We start from the raw sequence: 16,511 nt of genomic DNA, 5'->3' as shown, positions 1-16,511 counted from the left end.
AATGACTAAAAAAGCTTTAATTGCAGGCTGGGGTGAGCTGCCGCGAATCTGGGCCGAAAAAGCTCAGGCTGTAGGAGAAGACTTTATTGTAATTAAAATTGCCGAAGAAATTACAGCTGAATTCTCTGATTTAGACTGTGCAGAATATACGGTTAAGTTAACTCAGCTTGGAGAAATACTTGAGATTTTAAAAAAAGAAAAAATTGAAGAAGCTATCTGGCTGGGTAAAATACAGAAAGCACATCTTTTTGATGACTTTAATCCTGATCAGAAATTACAGCAGCTGCTGGCCCAGCTGGCTGATTTAAATGATGATACAATTCTGATGGCCCTGGCCTTAGAATTTATAAATTCCGGAGTTAAGCTACTGCCTCAGACCTATCTTCTAGAAGATCAGCTGGCAGAGGCCGGTGTCCTGGCAGGAGAAATTAAGACTGAGTTAAAAAGGGATTTAATCTTTGCTTTCGAGACTGCCCATAACCTGGGGCGCTTTGATATCGGACAGACGGCTCTGGTAAAAGATGGAGCTGTGATGGCCCTGGAGGCAATTGAAGGCACAGATCAGGCAATAAAACGGGCGGCTAAATATGGTGGCCCGGGGGTTGTAATGGCCAAATGCAGCAAACAGGGGCAGGATATTCGCTTTGATCTTCCTACAGTTGGTCTCAAAACCCTGGCAAATTTAATTGAAAATAAGGCGGCAGCCTTAATGATTGAGGCAGGGAATACATTTATTTTAAATAAAGAAGAGTTCTGCCGCAGAGCAGCTGCAGACGGAATTGTAATTGCTGCTGCAGAATATAAAGAAGGGGAGTTAATCCTACCTTGGCAAAAATAATGGTTTCTGCAGGTGAAGTATCTGGTGATATGCATGCTGCAGCAGTCCTGAAAAAAGTAAAAGAAAAAAATGATAGTGTGCAAATTTTCGGGATGGGTTCAACTGCCCTTAAAGAAATGGGGGCAGAGATTTTAATCGACCCCACCGAAATCAGTACTATCGGTTATATAGAAGCTTTAAAGAATATTAGACAGCATTTTAAACATCTTAAGCAGATGAAAAAGCTGCTGCGGCAGCGACAGCCGGATCTGGTATTTCTGGTAGACTATTCTGCCTTTAATATGAAGCTGGCAAAAGCCTGCAGTCAGGAAGGAATTAAGGCAGTTAATTATTTTCCTCCCTCTGCCTGGGTCTACAATAAGCGCCGGGCTGATAAAATGGCTGCTTATGGAACCCATATTGCAGCAGTTTTTCCCATGGAAAGAGATGTTTATCAGGCAGCTGGAGCTGAGGTGACTTTTGTCGGCCATCCGCTGGTAGATCTGGTAGATGTTGAAAAATCAGAAGCCGAAATCAAAAAAGAGCTGGATTTGAAACCGGAACAGCCGGTAATTTCGCTTTTCCCGGGCAGCCGCAGGGGAGAAATCGAATCTCTGCTGCCGGAGATGCTGAAGGCAGCTCAAAAAATACAAAAAGAGAAACCGGAGCTTAAGTTTTTACTTGCAGCGGCAGAAGGAATTAAGATTGACTATTTAAAATCTTTTACCGAAAAAGTTGATTTCGAGCTTGAAATTGTTCAAAAAAGAAATTATCAATTGATGAAGATTTCAGAATTCATAATTTCTGCTTCAGGGACTACAACTCTGGAGGCTTCGATTTTAAACACACCGCAGATCATTGCCTATCAGGCAGCTTTGACTACCTATCTGCTGGCGAAATATGTATTTAAAGTAGAGTTTGTGGGATTACCCAACATTATTGCCGGAGAGGAAGTTGTACCCGAACTTTTGCAGAATGATTTTGAGGCAGAAAGGATTGCTGAACTTGCTTTAAACTGGTTAAATGACAGAGAAGAACTTAATAAAATAAAAGAGAAACTGCAGACTGTCCGCCAAAAACTTGGTGGAGGAGGAGCAGTGGAAAAAACAGCAGACTTACTGCTTAGAGAAGGAGGGCTAAAAAATAGTGGATAGAAAAGGTATTTTTTTAGCGCTCTTTATTTTTATTATCATAGCTTTTTCATTCTATTTTACTCTAGAGGAAAATCCGGTTACTCCTCCGGAGCCGGCAGCAGAAAATGAAGAACTGCCGGAAGAAGAGCTGGAAAATGTAAATTTCAGTATCTTTAATGACCAGCAGGAACATGAACTTAAATTAGAAAGCGAAAATTTGCAGAACTATAAAAATGAAAACCGAATGGAATTAAGACCCATTGAAGCTGAAGTTTATTCAACCAATAGTGGTCAACTTCTTTATACTTTAACTGGTGATTTTGCAATTTACTACACCAATCAGGATTATCTTGAAATCAGGGGTAATGTTCTGATAGATAGTGATCGCTATCAGATTGAATCAGAGGAACTGGATTATTATCTAAGCCGCAATTATTTAGAGGGCAGGGGCTCAGTTAAAATTACTGGCAGTGATTTTAATTCTCGGGCTCAAAGTTTTAATTCTGATCTTAATCTTAATAATTTAAAACTTTCCGGAAATAATGGCCGGGCTGAAGTAAAATTTGATAGTTTTGACGAATGATTTAAGGTCGACCAACTCAGATGAGGAGCAATAAAAATGCAGAAAAAAATTTTATTTTTTTTATTAATATTTATTTTAGCACTGACTGCAAATGCGAGTGCTGTTAGAGAATTGAACGGGGACAATCTGGAATTTGAGCAGACTGAGCAGGGTCAGATTTTTACAGCAACCGGTAATGTGGAGTTGATCTATGATCAGCTCCGAATCACTGCCGCAGATGAAGGGATTTACCGCCGCTATAATGGAGAAATTGAATTCAGAAACAATGTAGAACTTTTTTATCAGGAATTTGAGGCTGAGGCGGTTGAGTTGACGGGAAACCTGGAAGCAGAAGTCTTTCATTTGATTGAAGAAGCTGAGGTCAGAGGCCAAAATTCTCTGCTGAGAGCAGATAAAATTGATATTTATCGGGCAGAAGATAGAATAGAAGTTAGAGGTAATGGCTATCTGGAATATAATGATTTCTGGGCTGAAGCTGATCAGATAACCTATCATCTGGACCAGGAATTAATTCTATTAGAAGGTAATGTCCGCGGTGAGCGGAATGGAGAAAGTTTTAGCTCTCAATCAGCAGAGATTGATCAGCAGACAGAAGAGGTTCAGCTGCGGGGTCAGGCTACTCTGCGTTTTAGTGAGGATCAGGAAATTCAGGATCCTGAGAGCAGTGACAGTGAGACAGTGGAGGAATAATTGAATGACTATTAAAGCTCAGGGCTTAATTAAAGAATATAATAAAGAAAGAGTTGTTAACGAAGTAGATCTACAGGTTGACCGCGGCCAGATTGTGGGTCTTCTGGGTCCCAATGGGGCTGGTAAAACTACTACCTTTTATATGATTCTGGGGCTGATTAATCCTGATGGTGGTCAGATATTTTTTGATCAGCATAATATTTCCAATCTACCCGTTTATAAACGGGCAAGACTGGGGATCGGTTATCTGCCGCAGGAGGCCTCGATTTTCCGTAAGTTAACAGTGGGTGAGAATCTGAAAGCAATTTTGGAATATAGAGATTTAAGCAGTCAGGAAATTGAAGCTGCCATCACAGAACTGCTGCAGGAATTCCATGTGGAAGGTCTGCGAGACCGTAAGGGCTTTCAGTTATCCGGTGGTGAGAGAAGGCGGGTAGAAATTGCCAGAGCTCTGGCAGCTGATCCGGACTTTATTCTGCTGGATGAACCTTTTGCCGGAGTTGATCCGATAGCAGTTAATGATATCCAGGAAATAATTCGCTATCTAAAAAACCGCGGACTTGGGGTTTTAATTACCGATCACAGTGTGCGCGAAACCCTTTCGATTACCGATCGAGCTTACATTATGCATGAGGGCAAAATTTTACTTTCAGGAACGTCAGAGGAGATAGCAGAAAATGAGCAGGCCCGCAAGTTTTATCTGGGCGATAAATTCAAAATATAGTGAGGTGCATCTTTTTTGAAAACAATTAACAAATATATTTATAAAGAATTGATCGCACCTTTTTTCTTTGGGGTGGCAGCCTTTACCGGTATTTTTATCGGTACGGATTTAATTTTTGAGCTGACAGAATTTTATACTGAGTGGGGAGTAGATGTTTTTACTTTAATCCGGCTCTTCTTTTTAAACCTGCCGGAAATTATAGTACTTACTTTCCCTATGGCTTCACTTTTGGGGACGATTATGGCCTATAATAGGCTTTCCGGAGACAGCGAGATTACTGCCATGAGAGCCGGAGGAGTCAGCATTATTTCGCTTGTGCTGCCTGCACTAATTATGGGACTGGTGACCAGTGGAGTTACAGTTGCAATTACGGAGTTTCTGGTCCCCAATGCCAACTATCAGGTTGAGCAGATTATGTATCAGGCCCGTCATGGTGAACAGAGACCGGAAACCCAGTATGATTTATTTTTAACACCGATGGACAGCAGCACCCGCCGTCCGGATTATATGCTTTATGCCTACAGATTTAATGGAGATACCGGGATGATGGAAGATGTGGTTGTTCAGAGTTTTGAGGATGGTGAGCCGGATAGTGTACTCAAAGCAGAGAGAGCCGAATGGCTGAGTGATGGCTGGCACTTCTATAATGGGACGGTTTATTTTCTGGACAGGAATAATCGGCAGCCGGCCTTAGAGTTCAGTACTTACCGCTCCCGGGAGGAAATTCATTCTCCGACTCAGGCCGGACAGCTGGGTAAAAATATAGATGAGATGAATATTAGAGAATTAAATGAGCATATTGCGCTGAAAGAGGAACAGGGCAGGACAGCTTATGAGGAACGGGTGGAACTGCATCACCGCTTTTCTATACCTCTGGCCAGCTTTATCTTTGCCCTGCTGGCAGCACCGCTGGGGATTAAACCTCAGCGCTCTGCCGGTTCGGCAACCGGATTTGGAATCAGTATTATTATTATTTTTATTTACTATATTTTAATGACAGTTGGCGATGCCCTGGGCAGTCAGGGCAGCATCCAGCCCTGGTTAGGAGCCTGGCTGCAGAATATCGTAATCTTTATTGTTGGAGTTGGACTGCTGATTAAGACTGCCAGACAGTAAGCTGACTAATCAGGAGTTAATTGGTTTTTAGTTTATCTTTTAGTTTATCTTAAATTATATTTATAGAAAGGATGGGTAAAAATGGCTGAAGTTTTAAAAGGAATACCACTTGGAATAGATAATTTTAAAGAGCTGCTGGATAAAAATGCTTATTTTGTTGATAAGTCACTTTTTGTTAAAGAAGTGATTAATAATACAAGTAAAATAATGCTTTTTACCCGTCCCCGCCGCTTTGGCAAAAGTTTAAACTTCTCGATGCTGAAATGTTTTTTAGAAAAACCGGAATGCAGAAAGTTTGATAATCAGGATCAAAGTTATAAATATCTTTTTAAAAAATTGGATATTGCTTCAGAAGAGGAATTGCTTGCAGAACATCAGGGCCGCTATCCTCTGCTCAATTTTTCTTTCAAAAAAATTAAGGCTAATAACTGGCAGGAGGCTGCCTATCTTCTAAAAGAAGAAATCGCAAGAGAATACAAGCGGCACCGTTATTTACTGGATTCTAATCTGCTGACAGATTTCGAAAAAGATGAATATCAAAAACTGATGCGGAAAGAAGCACAGATTTTCAACTATAGTTCTGCAATTAAGGAACTAACTGATTATTTAAAAAGATATTTTAACGAAAAAAGTATTGTTTTAATTGATGAATATGATACCCCTCTGCATTATGCTAAACTCAATGGTTATTATGATGAAATGTTAAATTTTATGAGAGCTTTAATGATTGATGGTCTTAAAGGTAATGACAGCCTGGAAAAAGGTGTGGTTACCGGTATTATGAAAATTTCACAGGAAAGTATTTTTAGTGCTTTTAATAATCCGGAAACAAATACAATTATTGATTCATTTTGTGCGGATAAATTTGGTTTCACTGAAGCAGAGGTCAAAGAAATGCTTGCTTATTATTCAATTAGCGATCAGCTGGATATCGTTCGTGACTGGTATAATGGCTATCTTTTCGGTGATCGAGTTGTGATCTATAATCCCTGGAGTATTCTTAATTTTGTTAAGTCCAACCCCCAACAGCCCCAAACATACTGGAATAATACGGGTGATCCGGGGTTGATTAAAGAAGCACTGCAGCTGGATCAGAAAAAAGGAAAAGAGTATTTAGAAAAACTATATCAGGGGCAGTCGCTGGAAGTAGAAGTTGACAGCAATATTATCTATGATTATGTATTTAATGATGTTGATAAAGCTTTGAGTTTTTTACTGCACAGCGGTTATTTAAAGGCCGAGAAGAAAGGTCAAGCATATCCCAAATATAGCCTCAGCATTCCCAATCGGGAAATCAGGCTAATTTTCAAAAACATTCTGGCCAACTGGTTTAATTTTGAGGAGCAGAGTGGAGATTTAATTGTGGATATGTTAAATTCTCTAATCAAAGGTGATTTGAGTAGTTTTGAAATTCATCTTCAGGATTTAATACTTGTCAGCAGCAGCTATTATGATGCAGCTGCTTCTACCAGGGTTCTTTCAGAAATAGGTCAGGAAAAAGAAAAACAGGAAAATTTTTATCACGGCCTGATTTTAGGGCTGATGACCTATTTATCTGATAAGTATTATTTAGAAAGCAACAAAGAGTATGGGCTGGGGAGAGCCGATGTAGTACTTTTGCCGAAAGATACGGATCAGGATGCTTTTGTGATGGAATTTAAAAATGAGTATACGACTTCTGATATTTCAGCTGCAGCTGCAGCTGAAAAAGCACTGCAGCAGATAAATGAACAAAAATATGCAGAGGCTTTAAAAAAGCAGGGTTTAAAGAAAGTATATAAATTGGGAATTGGTTTTAAAGGTAAGGAACTGGCATTGAAAACAGAGATTGAATAATTTAGAATAACACAATAGGAGGTGGAGATTATTAACGCATTTGTAATTATAGGAGCAGTAGTGGTTTTAAGTGGTTTAATCGCCTATCTTGGTGATCGGATTGGGATGAAAATGGGTAAAAGGCGTGTTTCTTTATTTGGTCTCCGCCCCCGTTATTCTTCAATTATTATTACCATTGTTACCGGAATTTTAATCGCCGTTTTATCAGTTACTATTTTACTTGCAGTTTATTCTGAACTGCGTCAGGCTTTATTTAATATTAATGATGTTTTAACAAGACTTGAATATTTAAATCAAGAACTGGAAAATAGAGATCAACAGTTGGCGGCTAAAGATCAGGAACTGGAATCCAAAGACCAGGAGCTGTCAGAGCTGCAGCAGGAAATTGAAGCAAGAGAAGAAGAGATTGCCAGCAAAGAAGCTGAAATCGAGGCCCGGGAAGCAGAAATAGCTCAAAAAGATAAGGAAATAGCAGCTGTGGAAAATGAACTGGAAGAATTAACCCAGAATCGGGATCAGCTGCAGAATCGGGTTGATGAATTAAGTTCTCAGCGAGAGGAATTGGAATCCCAAATTGCTGAACTCGACAATCAGATATCCGAACTGGAAGCAGATTATGATGAACTGCGTGAGGTTGCAAATCAGCTGCAGGCCGGTGTGATTTATTATATGGGTGAGGATATGGTTTATCAAAAAGGTGATGTAGTTTACACCGATGTACTTGAAGGTGGGCGCAGTGAACAGGAAACTATCTCTGCTTTAAACAGATATCTGCAGGCAGCAAATGAGGTGGCCCGAGAAAAAGAAATTGAAGTAAACGAAGAAACTGGGATGGCTCTGCGTTTGCAGACAGAGGATATTTTAAATGCTGCCCGGATAATTTATAATATGGATTCCGGCAGTAGAGTAATTGTTTCTCTGATAGCCAGGGTTAATGTTCCTCAAAATGACTGGCTTTATGCAAACTTTCAGCTTTACGAGGACTTTAAAGTATTTGAACAGGGACAGCTGATCAGCAGCCGGGAAATCAGTGCTGAACAGAACAGTAAAGAAATCGAGACTGAACTGGAAGCACTGCTGCAGGATATTAACGAAAAAGCTATTAACCAGGGCTTATTACCTGACAATTCTGGTCAGGTAGGAAGTATTAACTTTAGTCAGTTTTATGATCTGGTTAATCAAGTTCGTTCTGCCAGTGGTAAAGTAAAGGTCAACATTTATGCGGATACAGACATCTGGCGCCAGGATAGATTAAGTGATAACCTAAGATTTGAACTGGAAGATAATTCGGCTGATAGTTCAGCTGCCGGGGAGGTAGATAGTAATGAGTGATTTACTGGCGCTTGATCCCGGCAGTGATAAAGTTGGGACTGCAGTTTTGAGCTTTACTAAGGATGAGAGAGAAAAAACTATTGTTAAAAAAGAAGAGCTGTTGGATCATTTAAAAGAAATTTTCAGCCACTATCAGATAGAAGAGATTGTAATCGGTAATGGAACCGGGGCTGAAGCTGTAAAAGAAATGATCAGCAGTGCCTATCCTGATCTGGAGATTACTCTAATAGAAGAAAAATACACAACCGAAGAGGCTCAGACCCGGTATTTAGAAGAAAAGCCAATGTCCAATTACGAAAAACTGCTGCGGAAAATGGTCAGCTGGAAGGTAAAAAAACCGCTTGATGACTACGCAGCCTTGATAATTGGTGAAAAATATCTTAAAAAGATTGACGAAGATGATTAAATACTGTATAATTGGGATTGAGGATACACAAAAATTAAATTTGACAGGAAGAGTAATTTGCTGTTATAATTTAATTTGCAAATTGATAATTTAATAATGCTTATAAACTCGACGCTAAAATGCGGCAGAAAGGAGGTGCCCCCCGAAGCTGCGTGGTGGTAGAGTTATGAGAGTTCTAAGATACTTATCTTAAATCTTTTGGACAGCTGAAGAGGAAACTAGGTAACTCGCTCGGATGTCCTCTATGATTGTATAAGTTATTAGAACTTATATATTGAAAAGAAAAAGTTAGAAAACAATCAAGGGGGATTTTAATAATGAAAAAACTTACAATTACAATTGCTTTAATTTTAGTCGTAGCATTAGCTATGCCTGCATTTGGTCAGTCATTCTCTGACGTACCAAGTGATCACTGGGCATATGATGCAATTAACAAATTAGTTGCTGCTGGTATCGTCGAAGGTTATCCTGATGGCGAATACAAAGGTAGCCAGAACATGACTCGTTACGAAATGGCTGTTATGGTTAGCCGCGCATTAGACAACATTGTTGCTGAGCAAGAAGCTCTAGCAAACCAGGTTGACGAAATGGGCGAAGGTCTAACTACAGGTCAGGCTGAAGACGTAACTGCTATCGTTAAGTCTTTAATGGAAAAGAACACTCAGGACAGCTTAAGCGATGCTCAAGCTGAAGAAGTAGCAGATATCGTTGATGCTTTAACATTCGAACTACAAGCTGAACTTAAAGTATTAGGTGCAGACATCGATGCTTTAGGCAAAGACGTAGACGAATTAGCTGCTAAGGTAGACGCTATGGACGTACCAGAAGATAACATTGAATTTGGTATGGATGTAACAACTAGCTTTGAAGTAGCTAACTATGAAGACGAAACTAATGAAAAATTAGTTGCTTCTATGTTACTTTGGGCTGATGGTGATGCTTTAGATTTAGATATGCCTGTAGCTAACAATGCTTATGATGCAAATGATCTTGCAAATACTGCAGATGGATATATTGATAGATTGACAGCAAATAATTTTCCACAAACTGGTGAAGATTGGGAAGACGGAGATGCTCTTCCATCTGAAAAGAGATTCTGGCAGGAATATGACTTCAACATTAATGGTAACTTAGGTGAAGCTAAGTTTAACTTAGATGTAGATACATTTACAAACATGTTCTCTGAAGAAGATAGTGCCTTTGGTTATCAAGAATTAGATTCCAAGGATTTTGTAATGGATTCTGCTCTTCTGACTGTAGAATATTATGGTGCTACAATGAAAGCTGGAGACCACGCTGATTATGGTGTAGCTCGTTACTTCAATGATGAAGAAGACTTAAGAGGTCTTGAAGTTGCTAAAAACTACTATGATATCGACTGGACATTCTTAGCAGCAGGTGAAGATACTGATGATGGTTCTGAAACTGATGTTTATGGTGTAACAGCTGCAAAAGATATGGACTTCGGTACAGTAACTGGTAACTTATACCAAGCTAGATTAGGTGGAGATCAAATTTCTACTGTAGGTATAGGAATTGAAGACGTAGTATTAACAGATGTAGTAACTGTTGGTGGAGAAGTTGCTTTCAATGATAACACTGCACAAGACGAAAGTGACATTTATGCAATGGTTAATGGTGAATTCGCTGCAACTGAAGAGCTTACTTTAGATGCTAAAGCAGAAACAGTTGGAGAGAATTTCTATGGATATAATCCTGATTTCGAAGAAGACCGTGATTACAACTTATTTAACATTGGTGCTGAGTATGTATTAAATGAAAATAACACTATAACAGGTGCTTATACATTTGTTCAGCCTGGAGATTCTGCTTATTATGCAGTAAATGCTGATGAAGATAAGAGTACTGTAGACTTAGGTCTTGAAAATGTATATGGTGACTTCACAAATAATGCTTCTGTATCATATACAATGAATGATAATTATTTAGAAGATTATACTACAATGGTTATCGAATTAGGTACTGAGTATGCTTGGAACGAAACAACTACACTTGGTGTTGCTTTAGTTAACAAGAACGAAGAAGACGAAAATGGAGATAACGTAATTAACTATAACTATCTAAAAGGTACTTTAGACAAAGAATTAGCTGACAACATGACATGGAATACAGAAGCGAAGTATATCATGGGTGATGTTGGTATTAACGAAGTAGAAGGCGAAGGTTCTGCACTTACTACTTCCTTATCCGTAAGCTTCTAAATATAGCTTATAGCTAAAAGATACAAACAAGATACAAAAACAACCCGGGGGATTTATCCCTCGGGTTTTCTATGTTATAAGGAAAATTATGTAAATACACAAGGAGGAAATATAAAACGTGAAGAATAAAATTATAGTGTTAATGATGGCTTTAATGATAGTAGGACTGATGGCAGGTAGTGCAGCAGCATCTGATTGGAAAGCGGTTGGTGGAATGGCTATTACCAATGTTACACTAGATAAATGGAATTCTACAATTGATGATTTAAATACATTAGTTGCGAGTGATTTTAGAGGAGCAATTCCAACAAGCAATATTGAAGAAATGGAAAATATAGATAGAGTTCCAATGATTTATGTTGGTGCTAAAAAGAATTTGAATGATAAATGGACAACTACAGTTCAGTATGAGCGTATTTTTGGTGCTGTAGAAACTAAATTCGACTCAGCTTTAGGTAGTGGATCAGCAGAAATAGATGTAGTATTGAATGGACTTGCATTTTTAGCTGATTATTAATTAAATGAAAGTTGGACAGTTGGTGGTGGAGTAGCATTTTACAAAGGTACAAAAGATAAAAATTTTGAAGGACAAGCTTTTGCTGCTTCTGGTTTAGTAGATAAAGAAGTTGATTTAGATGCAGTTAGTTATCGTATGGGGGTTGGTTATGAAAGATCTTTTGCTGATAACTGGGATTTTAATGCAGGTTTAGATTATTTATATTTAGAAATGGATGATGATGAAGAAGGTAATGTATACAGTAATGGATTTTCTTATACTGCTGGTTTAACATATAGTTTCTAAAATTAAATCTATTAAACAAAACCCCCATTTTTAGAAAAATGGGGGTTTTTAAAAGCAAACAATATTTTACCTGTTAGCGATAAATACTTAACTTTTTAATTGTTATTCAGCTTAAACTGCTTAAGCAGTCCAGCAAGAGTACTTGCGGTTTCAACAAGGTCTTCTGAGGCTTGAGCAATAATCTTAGTTGATTTGGACTGTTCCTCACTGGCAGCAGCTACACCTTCTGCATTATGAGCGGCTTCTTCACTTACAACCGCTATTTCTCTAACTGCAGATTTGGCTACTTCACTATTTTCGTTCATCCGCTGACTCTGTCTTTCAATTTCGTGGATTAACTGATCTAGGCTTTCTGCAGCACTTATTATTTCTGTGAAAGCTGTAGAAGTTGTATTAATTTCTGTCACACTTTCTTTAACCTTAGTTTCATTTTCATTCATTTTAGTTACAGTATTTTTTACATCCTTTTGAATGGAGACAATTAAATTTGAAATATCTCCAGTAGCTGCAGCAGATTGTTCTGCCAGTTCTCTGATTTCATCTGCTACTACAGAAAATCCTCTTCCAGCTTCACCGGCTCTGGCTGCCTCGATGGCAGCATTTAAGGCCAGTAAATTTGTCTGGGCTGCAATGTTATTAATTAAATCAACAATCTCTCCAATTTTTTCGGAGGATTGGCCCAGTGAATCAATTACCTGGGAGGTTAAACGGGTGTTTTCGCTGACTTCCTTAAAACTCTGTTCGGAATTTTTAAGGGACTGATTACCTTCTTTGATATTTTTCATTACATTTTTTGACTGTCCGGCCATCGACTCGGTATTATTGGAGACTTTAGTAATATCTTCAGCCAGGGTATCAATTATCGAAGATACTTCTTCTACCTGGGCCGATTGTTCTTCAGCTCCGGAAGCTATTTGCTGAACAGAATTGCCAATTTCATCGGCTGAGGCTGATAATTCTTCTCCTGTAGCAGTTAAATCCTGACTGGAGCTGCTTAACTCATCTACTGTATTATTAATCCCCATCATTACACTTTGTAAACTTTCTATCATTTTCTTAAAAGAACCTGCCAGTTTTCCAATTTCATCTTCCTTATTTAAATACTTTTCTTTGATTTTTACTGTTAAATTCCCGTCTGCTATTTCTTCGGCATATGAGCTTAAATCTTTTAGTGGTTTTGTCAATTTGAGTACAAAAATAAAGATTATTAAAGATAAAATCAAACCGGCAATTAGAGCAAAGACAGCTGTATTAACTGTAACTCCATTTACCATCTGATTAACGAAGGCCATTGAGGTCCCCACATACCAGATGCCAATTATCTCATTCTGAGTATTTCGAATTGGCTGGTAGGCTGTCTGAAAGCGTTTTCCAACAACGTTTGCTTCACCGTGGAATTCTTTTCCCTGCCTTAGAACTACTTCTTTAACTTCCCTGGAAACCTGAGTGCCAACTGCTCGACTGCCATCTACCATCACATTGGTTGTTACTCTGGTATCTCCGGCAAAGATTGTAACTGTGTTTCCCTGAGTTAATTCTCCTATCCGATCAACTATTTCAAAATTACCATTGATTAAGGTTTCACCCTTATATAATTGATCTCCTCTTAATTCCCAGTCTCCGGGATACTGCAGATCGATAATTTCATAACCGGTAGCAAGATCAGCGTTGGCTTTGATGGCAGCTGCATTTTTTGCTTCTTCAGTTGAAACACCTCTGATGCGGAAAATAATGCCTCCTGTCATCAGAATAATACCGACGATAACTATCAATAATATTTTATACTTAATTGATAAATTTTTGATTTTCATTTAACCCCTCCTGTTGTAGAATTTAATAGTGTAGTGGTCTTGGAGGTATTATCGACAATATTCGATAAAAAATAAATTCCAAAACGAGGCTGTTTTGTCCCTCAGTAATTGTTATCATTTATTCTCTCTGTTTTACCCGCTTTCTTTACTGTTTAGAAAGGTATTATAACTTTTAAATTAGTTATATAATTCTCAAACAGAAGGGGGGTTATCACTTATTTTAAATTTTTTGAGCAGATTTACAATAAGATTCTATTGACTACTTCCAGATAACCGGTAACCATCAGCAGTCCAAAAATGATCAGCAGAGTACCTGTTATTTTATTTATAATTGGGAGAAATTTATTAAAAGCTTTCAATTTGGGGAGCAGATAGTCCATAAATAATGCTGTGATAAAAAATGGTAGAGCCAGACCGACTGCATAAACGAAAAGCAGCAGTCCTCCCTGAAAAATATTAGCTCTGGTGCTGGCGGCAATTAAAATTGAACTTAAAATTGGTCCAATACATGGGGTCCAACCAACTGCCAGAATTACTCCCATGATAAACGCTCTTAAATTTCCTGTCAGAGAATTGGGAAGCTCAAACTTTTTTTCTCGATAAAAATAATTAATTTCCAGGATTCCAGTTAAGTGAAGACCAAAAATAATAATTACAGTGCCTCCAATTTGCATCAGTAAACGCTGGTTTCTAATTAAAAACTTGCCCAGAAATGTAGCAGAAAGTCCCAGAAAAACAAAAATTACTGTAAAACCGGCAATAAAACTCAGAGCAGTAATAATTATAGAAAGCTCATTTTTATTTTGCTTTGCTTTTGCATAATCACCTACAAGATAGGAGAGATAAGTTGGTATCAGCGGTAAAATACAGGGTGAAAAAAAAGATAATAGTCCTGCCGAAAGTGCTGCTATTAAGCTGAGATCTGCTGTCATTTGACCACCTCGTTTTATTTGTGTTGATTAAATTATATAATACTATATCCAGATAGACAAATATAATATTTAATAAAATAAAAGCCATCACCATCTGGATTATTCGGCTCATATCTGTTATACTAATAGTGTGTAACTAGAAAAGAAAGGAGGCAGGGTAAGATGAAAAAAATATTTGTATTTTCTTTAATAATTATAATGTTATTTAGTTTTAGTGCTGCAGCTCAGGAAGCCGAGTCTGCAGATCTTGAAAGCGAAAATTTAGAAAGTCTGGACCTGTCTCAAGGAAAATCTTTTTCCGATTCAGCAAGGGAGGAATTACTGGGGATTGCTTCTCAGTATGAAAGTCCAACTAATATAGAAAACATTGAAATAGATAACAGCAGTTTTAATTTAACCGGGAATGGAACTCAGGCAAATCCTGGTTTACAGCTTTTATCTGATTTAAATTTTAATACAGATTATGACCAAGAAATTATCAATGACGAAATAGTAAGTGAAACTCAACTGCAGTTAGAATATGCAATTAACTCGCGTGCTTTAATTAGAGCCGGTTACAGTCTGGCCAATCGAGAATGGTGGGAAGTTCAGCGGCCTCAAACTGAAGCGGAAGCGGCCGGGCAGGAGCCAAATTTGAGTATAAATAGTGATCAGTCATCACTGCTCAATAATAACTCAGAAAGAGTATTTAGAGAGGAAAATGAAGTCAGCCGCAGCCTGGGAGTTGCCTATCAGACCAGTGACCGTTTTACAGTATCTGCTGACTTTATAGAAAATAATGACTTAAATAGTTTTAATAATGATTTTGATTTAAATGCTAACTCTACAGTTTTTGGTCTGCAGTATAATGATCGGAGGGGAACAATTAGAGCCAGTTATCAGGTTGACTTAAATGATGAGCTAACCCAGAGAATAACCGGGGTTGAGCTTGATTTTAATAATCTGGCAACTTTCAGCGCTTCCTATAAACTTCTGGACCCTGCAGATCTGGAGTCGACCTTGAGATCACAAACTGCCTGGGATCTGGGACTGGGAGTTAATATAAATGAAAACTATGGATTAAATCTTGGTTATGAAATAATCCAGAGTGAAAATGAGGAAGAGGATAGCGAAAGAAATATTAGTGCTTCTTTCGAAATAAATTTTTAAGGATGGTGTAGTTAATTTGTCATTAAAAATGAAAAACATTATAGTTTTGATTATAGTATTTTCAATAATTTTAACACCTTTGATGCCCTTTTATCAACTGCAGGCTGCAGGAATTATTCCACTGGATGGTCTGGCAGAAGCTGAAAAACTTTTGTATGGTTCAGTCTCAAATGAGCCCATTTTAGACCGAGTTGCTGCTGTGGAACAGAGTCTTTATCAGTCTAAGCAGTCGGGGTCAATTGTTCAAAGAACAGAGAAGATAATTGCTGATCTCTTTGAAACAACCGAAAAATCTCCTTCTTTAGTTTTTCTTTTTAATACAGTCGAGTGGGCTGTAAGTGGAGAAATTGGCAGTTTAAATCTGCTGCAGAGAATTAGTAATTTAGAGAAGATGATCAGTGGTGAAGTGAATGAAGGTCCACTCAAAGAGCGGATCAAAGAAATTCATCAGCTGACTATCAGCGGTAGAGAGATGCCTGTTAAGCTTGTAGAAAGCAGAACTGATCAGCTGATCAGGATTGCATTACAGGAAGAAATTAATTCTAATACAGCCAGTAGAGGCGAAAAAGTAGCCTATCAGGTCGTTGAAGATATAAAAATAGATGATACTTTAATCATTCCTGCTGGAACTACTGGTCAGCTTGAAGTTACTGAAATTAAGGAAGCCGGAAAAATGGGCCAGGATGGGGATATAAAAATTGGTTTTCCTAAGTTGACAACGATTGATGGTACTTCACTGGAAGTAGCCATTGAAGAAGAGGCTCAGGAGGAAAATGAGTCACAGAAACTGGCTATTGGAGCCAGTGTGCTGGGTACTGCATTATTAGGTTTACCCGGAGTTGTTGTCGGCTATTTTGTTGAGGGTGAAGACGAAACAATTCCTGCAGGTTCAGAATTATACATCCAGGTTACCGAAAGGAAAAAAGTTAGAGGCTTAGTCTTAGAATAGTTGATATCT

The 16,511-nt window shown here is 38.2% G+C and carries 16 protein-coding genes; 14 read left to right on the top strand and 2 right to left on the bottom strand.

The annotated features are described in order from the left end of the window. Position 1: 1 nt before the first annotated feature. The 12 genes from C7958_RS05945 (at position 2) to C7958_RS15615 (ending at position 11,661) form a co-directional block, all read left to right on the top strand. The gene (locus C7958_RS05945) at positions 2-838 is read left to right on the top strand and encodes an LpxI family protein (RefSeq protein WP_111571752.1); all 837 of its coding nucleotides are present in this window, start codon (positions 2-4) and stop codon (positions 836-838) included. After that, the gene (gene lpxB / locus C7958_RS05940) at positions 826-1,971 is read left to right on the top strand and encodes a lipid-A-disaccharide synthase (protein WP_111571751.1); all 1,146 of its coding nucleotides are present in this window, start codon (positions 826-828) and stop codon (positions 1,969-1,971) included. The genes C7958_RS05945 and lpxB overlap by 13 nt, the downstream gene beginning before the upstream one ends. Then, positions 1,964-2,533: an LPS export ABC transporter periplasmic protein LptC gene (gene lptC, locus C7958_RS05935; RefSeq protein ID WP_111571750.1), complete on the top strand. Its 570-nt coding sequence runs from the start codon at positions 1,964-1,966 to the stop codon at positions 2,531-2,533. The genes lpxB and lptC overlap by 8 nt, the downstream gene beginning before the upstream one ends. 36 nt (positions 2,534-2,569) lie before the next feature. Then, positions 2,570-3,223: an LptA/OstA family protein gene (locus tag C7958_RS05930; protein WP_111571749.1), complete on the top strand. Its 654-nt coding sequence runs from the start codon at positions 2,570-2,572 to the stop codon at positions 3,221-3,223. Positions 3,224-3,227: 4 nt separating this feature from the next. Beyond that, positions 3,228-3,947: an LPS export ABC transporter ATP-binding protein gene (gene lptB, locus C7958_RS05925; protein WP_111571748.1), complete on the top strand. Its 720-nt coding sequence runs from the start codon at positions 3,228-3,230 to the stop codon at positions 3,945-3,947. A gap of 15 nt (positions 3,948-3,962) precedes the next feature. Further along, positions 3,963-5,063, top strand: coding sequence for an LptF/LptG family permease (locus C7958_RS05920; protein ID WP_111571747.1), 1,101 nt, complete (start codon positions 3,963-3,965; stop codon positions 5,061-5,063). Between the two features lie 81 nt (positions 5,064-5,144). Further along, positions 5,145-6,899 (top strand): AAA family ATPase, encoded by a 1,755-nt coding sequence (locus tag C7958_RS05915; RefSeq protein ID WP_111571746.1) that lies wholly within the window; start codon positions 5,145-5,147, stop codon positions 6,897-6,899. Positions 6,900-6,920: 21 nt separating this feature from the next. Beyond that, positions 6,921-8,231, top strand: a complete 1,311-nt coding sequence (locus tag C7958_RS05910) for a DUF3084 domain-containing protein (protein WP_111571745.1) — start codon at positions 6,921-6,923, stop codon at positions 8,229-8,231. After that, entirely contained in the window at positions 8,224-8,637 is a 414-nt protein-coding gene (gene ruvX / locus C7958_RS05905) for a Holliday junction resolvase RuvX (RefSeq protein ID WP_111571744.1), read from the top strand. Before C7958_RS05910 ends, ruvX begins: the two co-directional genes overlap by 8 nt. Positions 8,638-8,954: 317 nt before the next feature. Next, positions 8,955-10,859 (top strand): S-layer homology domain-containing protein, encoded by a 1,905-nt coding sequence (locus C7958_RS05900; RefSeq protein WP_111571743.1) that lies wholly within the window; start codon positions 8,955-8,957, stop codon positions 10,857-10,859. A 118-nt stretch (positions 10,860-10,977) separates the two neighbouring features. Next, complete coding sequence (locus C7958_RS05895; protein WP_111571742.1) at positions 10,978-11,376, top strand: hypothetical protein; 399 nt, start codon at positions 10,978-10,980, stop codon at positions 11,374-11,376. Between the two features lie 135 nt (positions 11,377-11,511). Further along, positions 11,512-11,661, top strand: a complete 150-nt coding sequence (locus C7958_RS15615) for a hypothetical protein (protein ID WP_166668479.1) — start codon at positions 11,512-11,514, stop codon at positions 11,659-11,661. A gap of 95 nt (positions 11,662-11,756) precedes the next feature. On the opposite strand, the gene C7958_RS05890 is transcribed toward C7958_RS15615, so the two are convergent. Then, positions 11,757-13,472 (bottom strand): methyl-accepting chemotaxis protein, encoded by a 1,716-nt coding sequence (locus C7958_RS05890; RefSeq protein ID WP_243834276.1) that lies wholly within the window; start codon positions 13,470-13,472, stop codon positions 11,757-11,759. 239 nt (positions 13,473-13,711) lie between these two features. Continuing rightward, a complete protein-coding gene (locus C7958_RS05885; protein WP_111571741.1) occupies positions 13,712-14,404 on the bottom strand; it encodes a cytochrome c biogenesis CcdA family protein in 693 nt (230 codons plus the stop codon). Between the two features lie 162 nt (positions 14,405-14,566). Here C7958_RS05885 and C7958_RS05880 point away from each other — a divergent pair, with 162 nt between their 5' ends. Then, positions 14,567-15,553 (top strand): hypothetical protein, encoded by a 987-nt coding sequence (locus C7958_RS05880; RefSeq protein ID WP_111571740.1) that lies wholly within the window; start codon positions 14,567-14,569, stop codon positions 15,551-15,553. 16 nt (positions 15,554-15,569) lie between these two features. Next, positions 15,570-16,502, top strand: coding sequence for a hypothetical protein (locus C7958_RS05875; RefSeq protein ID WP_111571739.1), 933 nt, complete (start codon positions 15,570-15,572; stop codon positions 16,500-16,502). Positions 16,503-16,511: the final 9 nt, after the last annotated feature.

Origin of the sequence: Halanaerobium saccharolyticum, assembly GCF_003259895.1 — a bacterium.
Taxonomy (GTDB): Bacteria; Bacillota; Halanaerobiia; order Halanaerobiales; family Halanaerobiaceae; genus Halanaerobium; species Halanaerobium saccharolyticum_A.
Note: the sequence above shows the minus strand (reverse complement) of the source record. Positions and strands in the feature narration are given on the sequence as shown.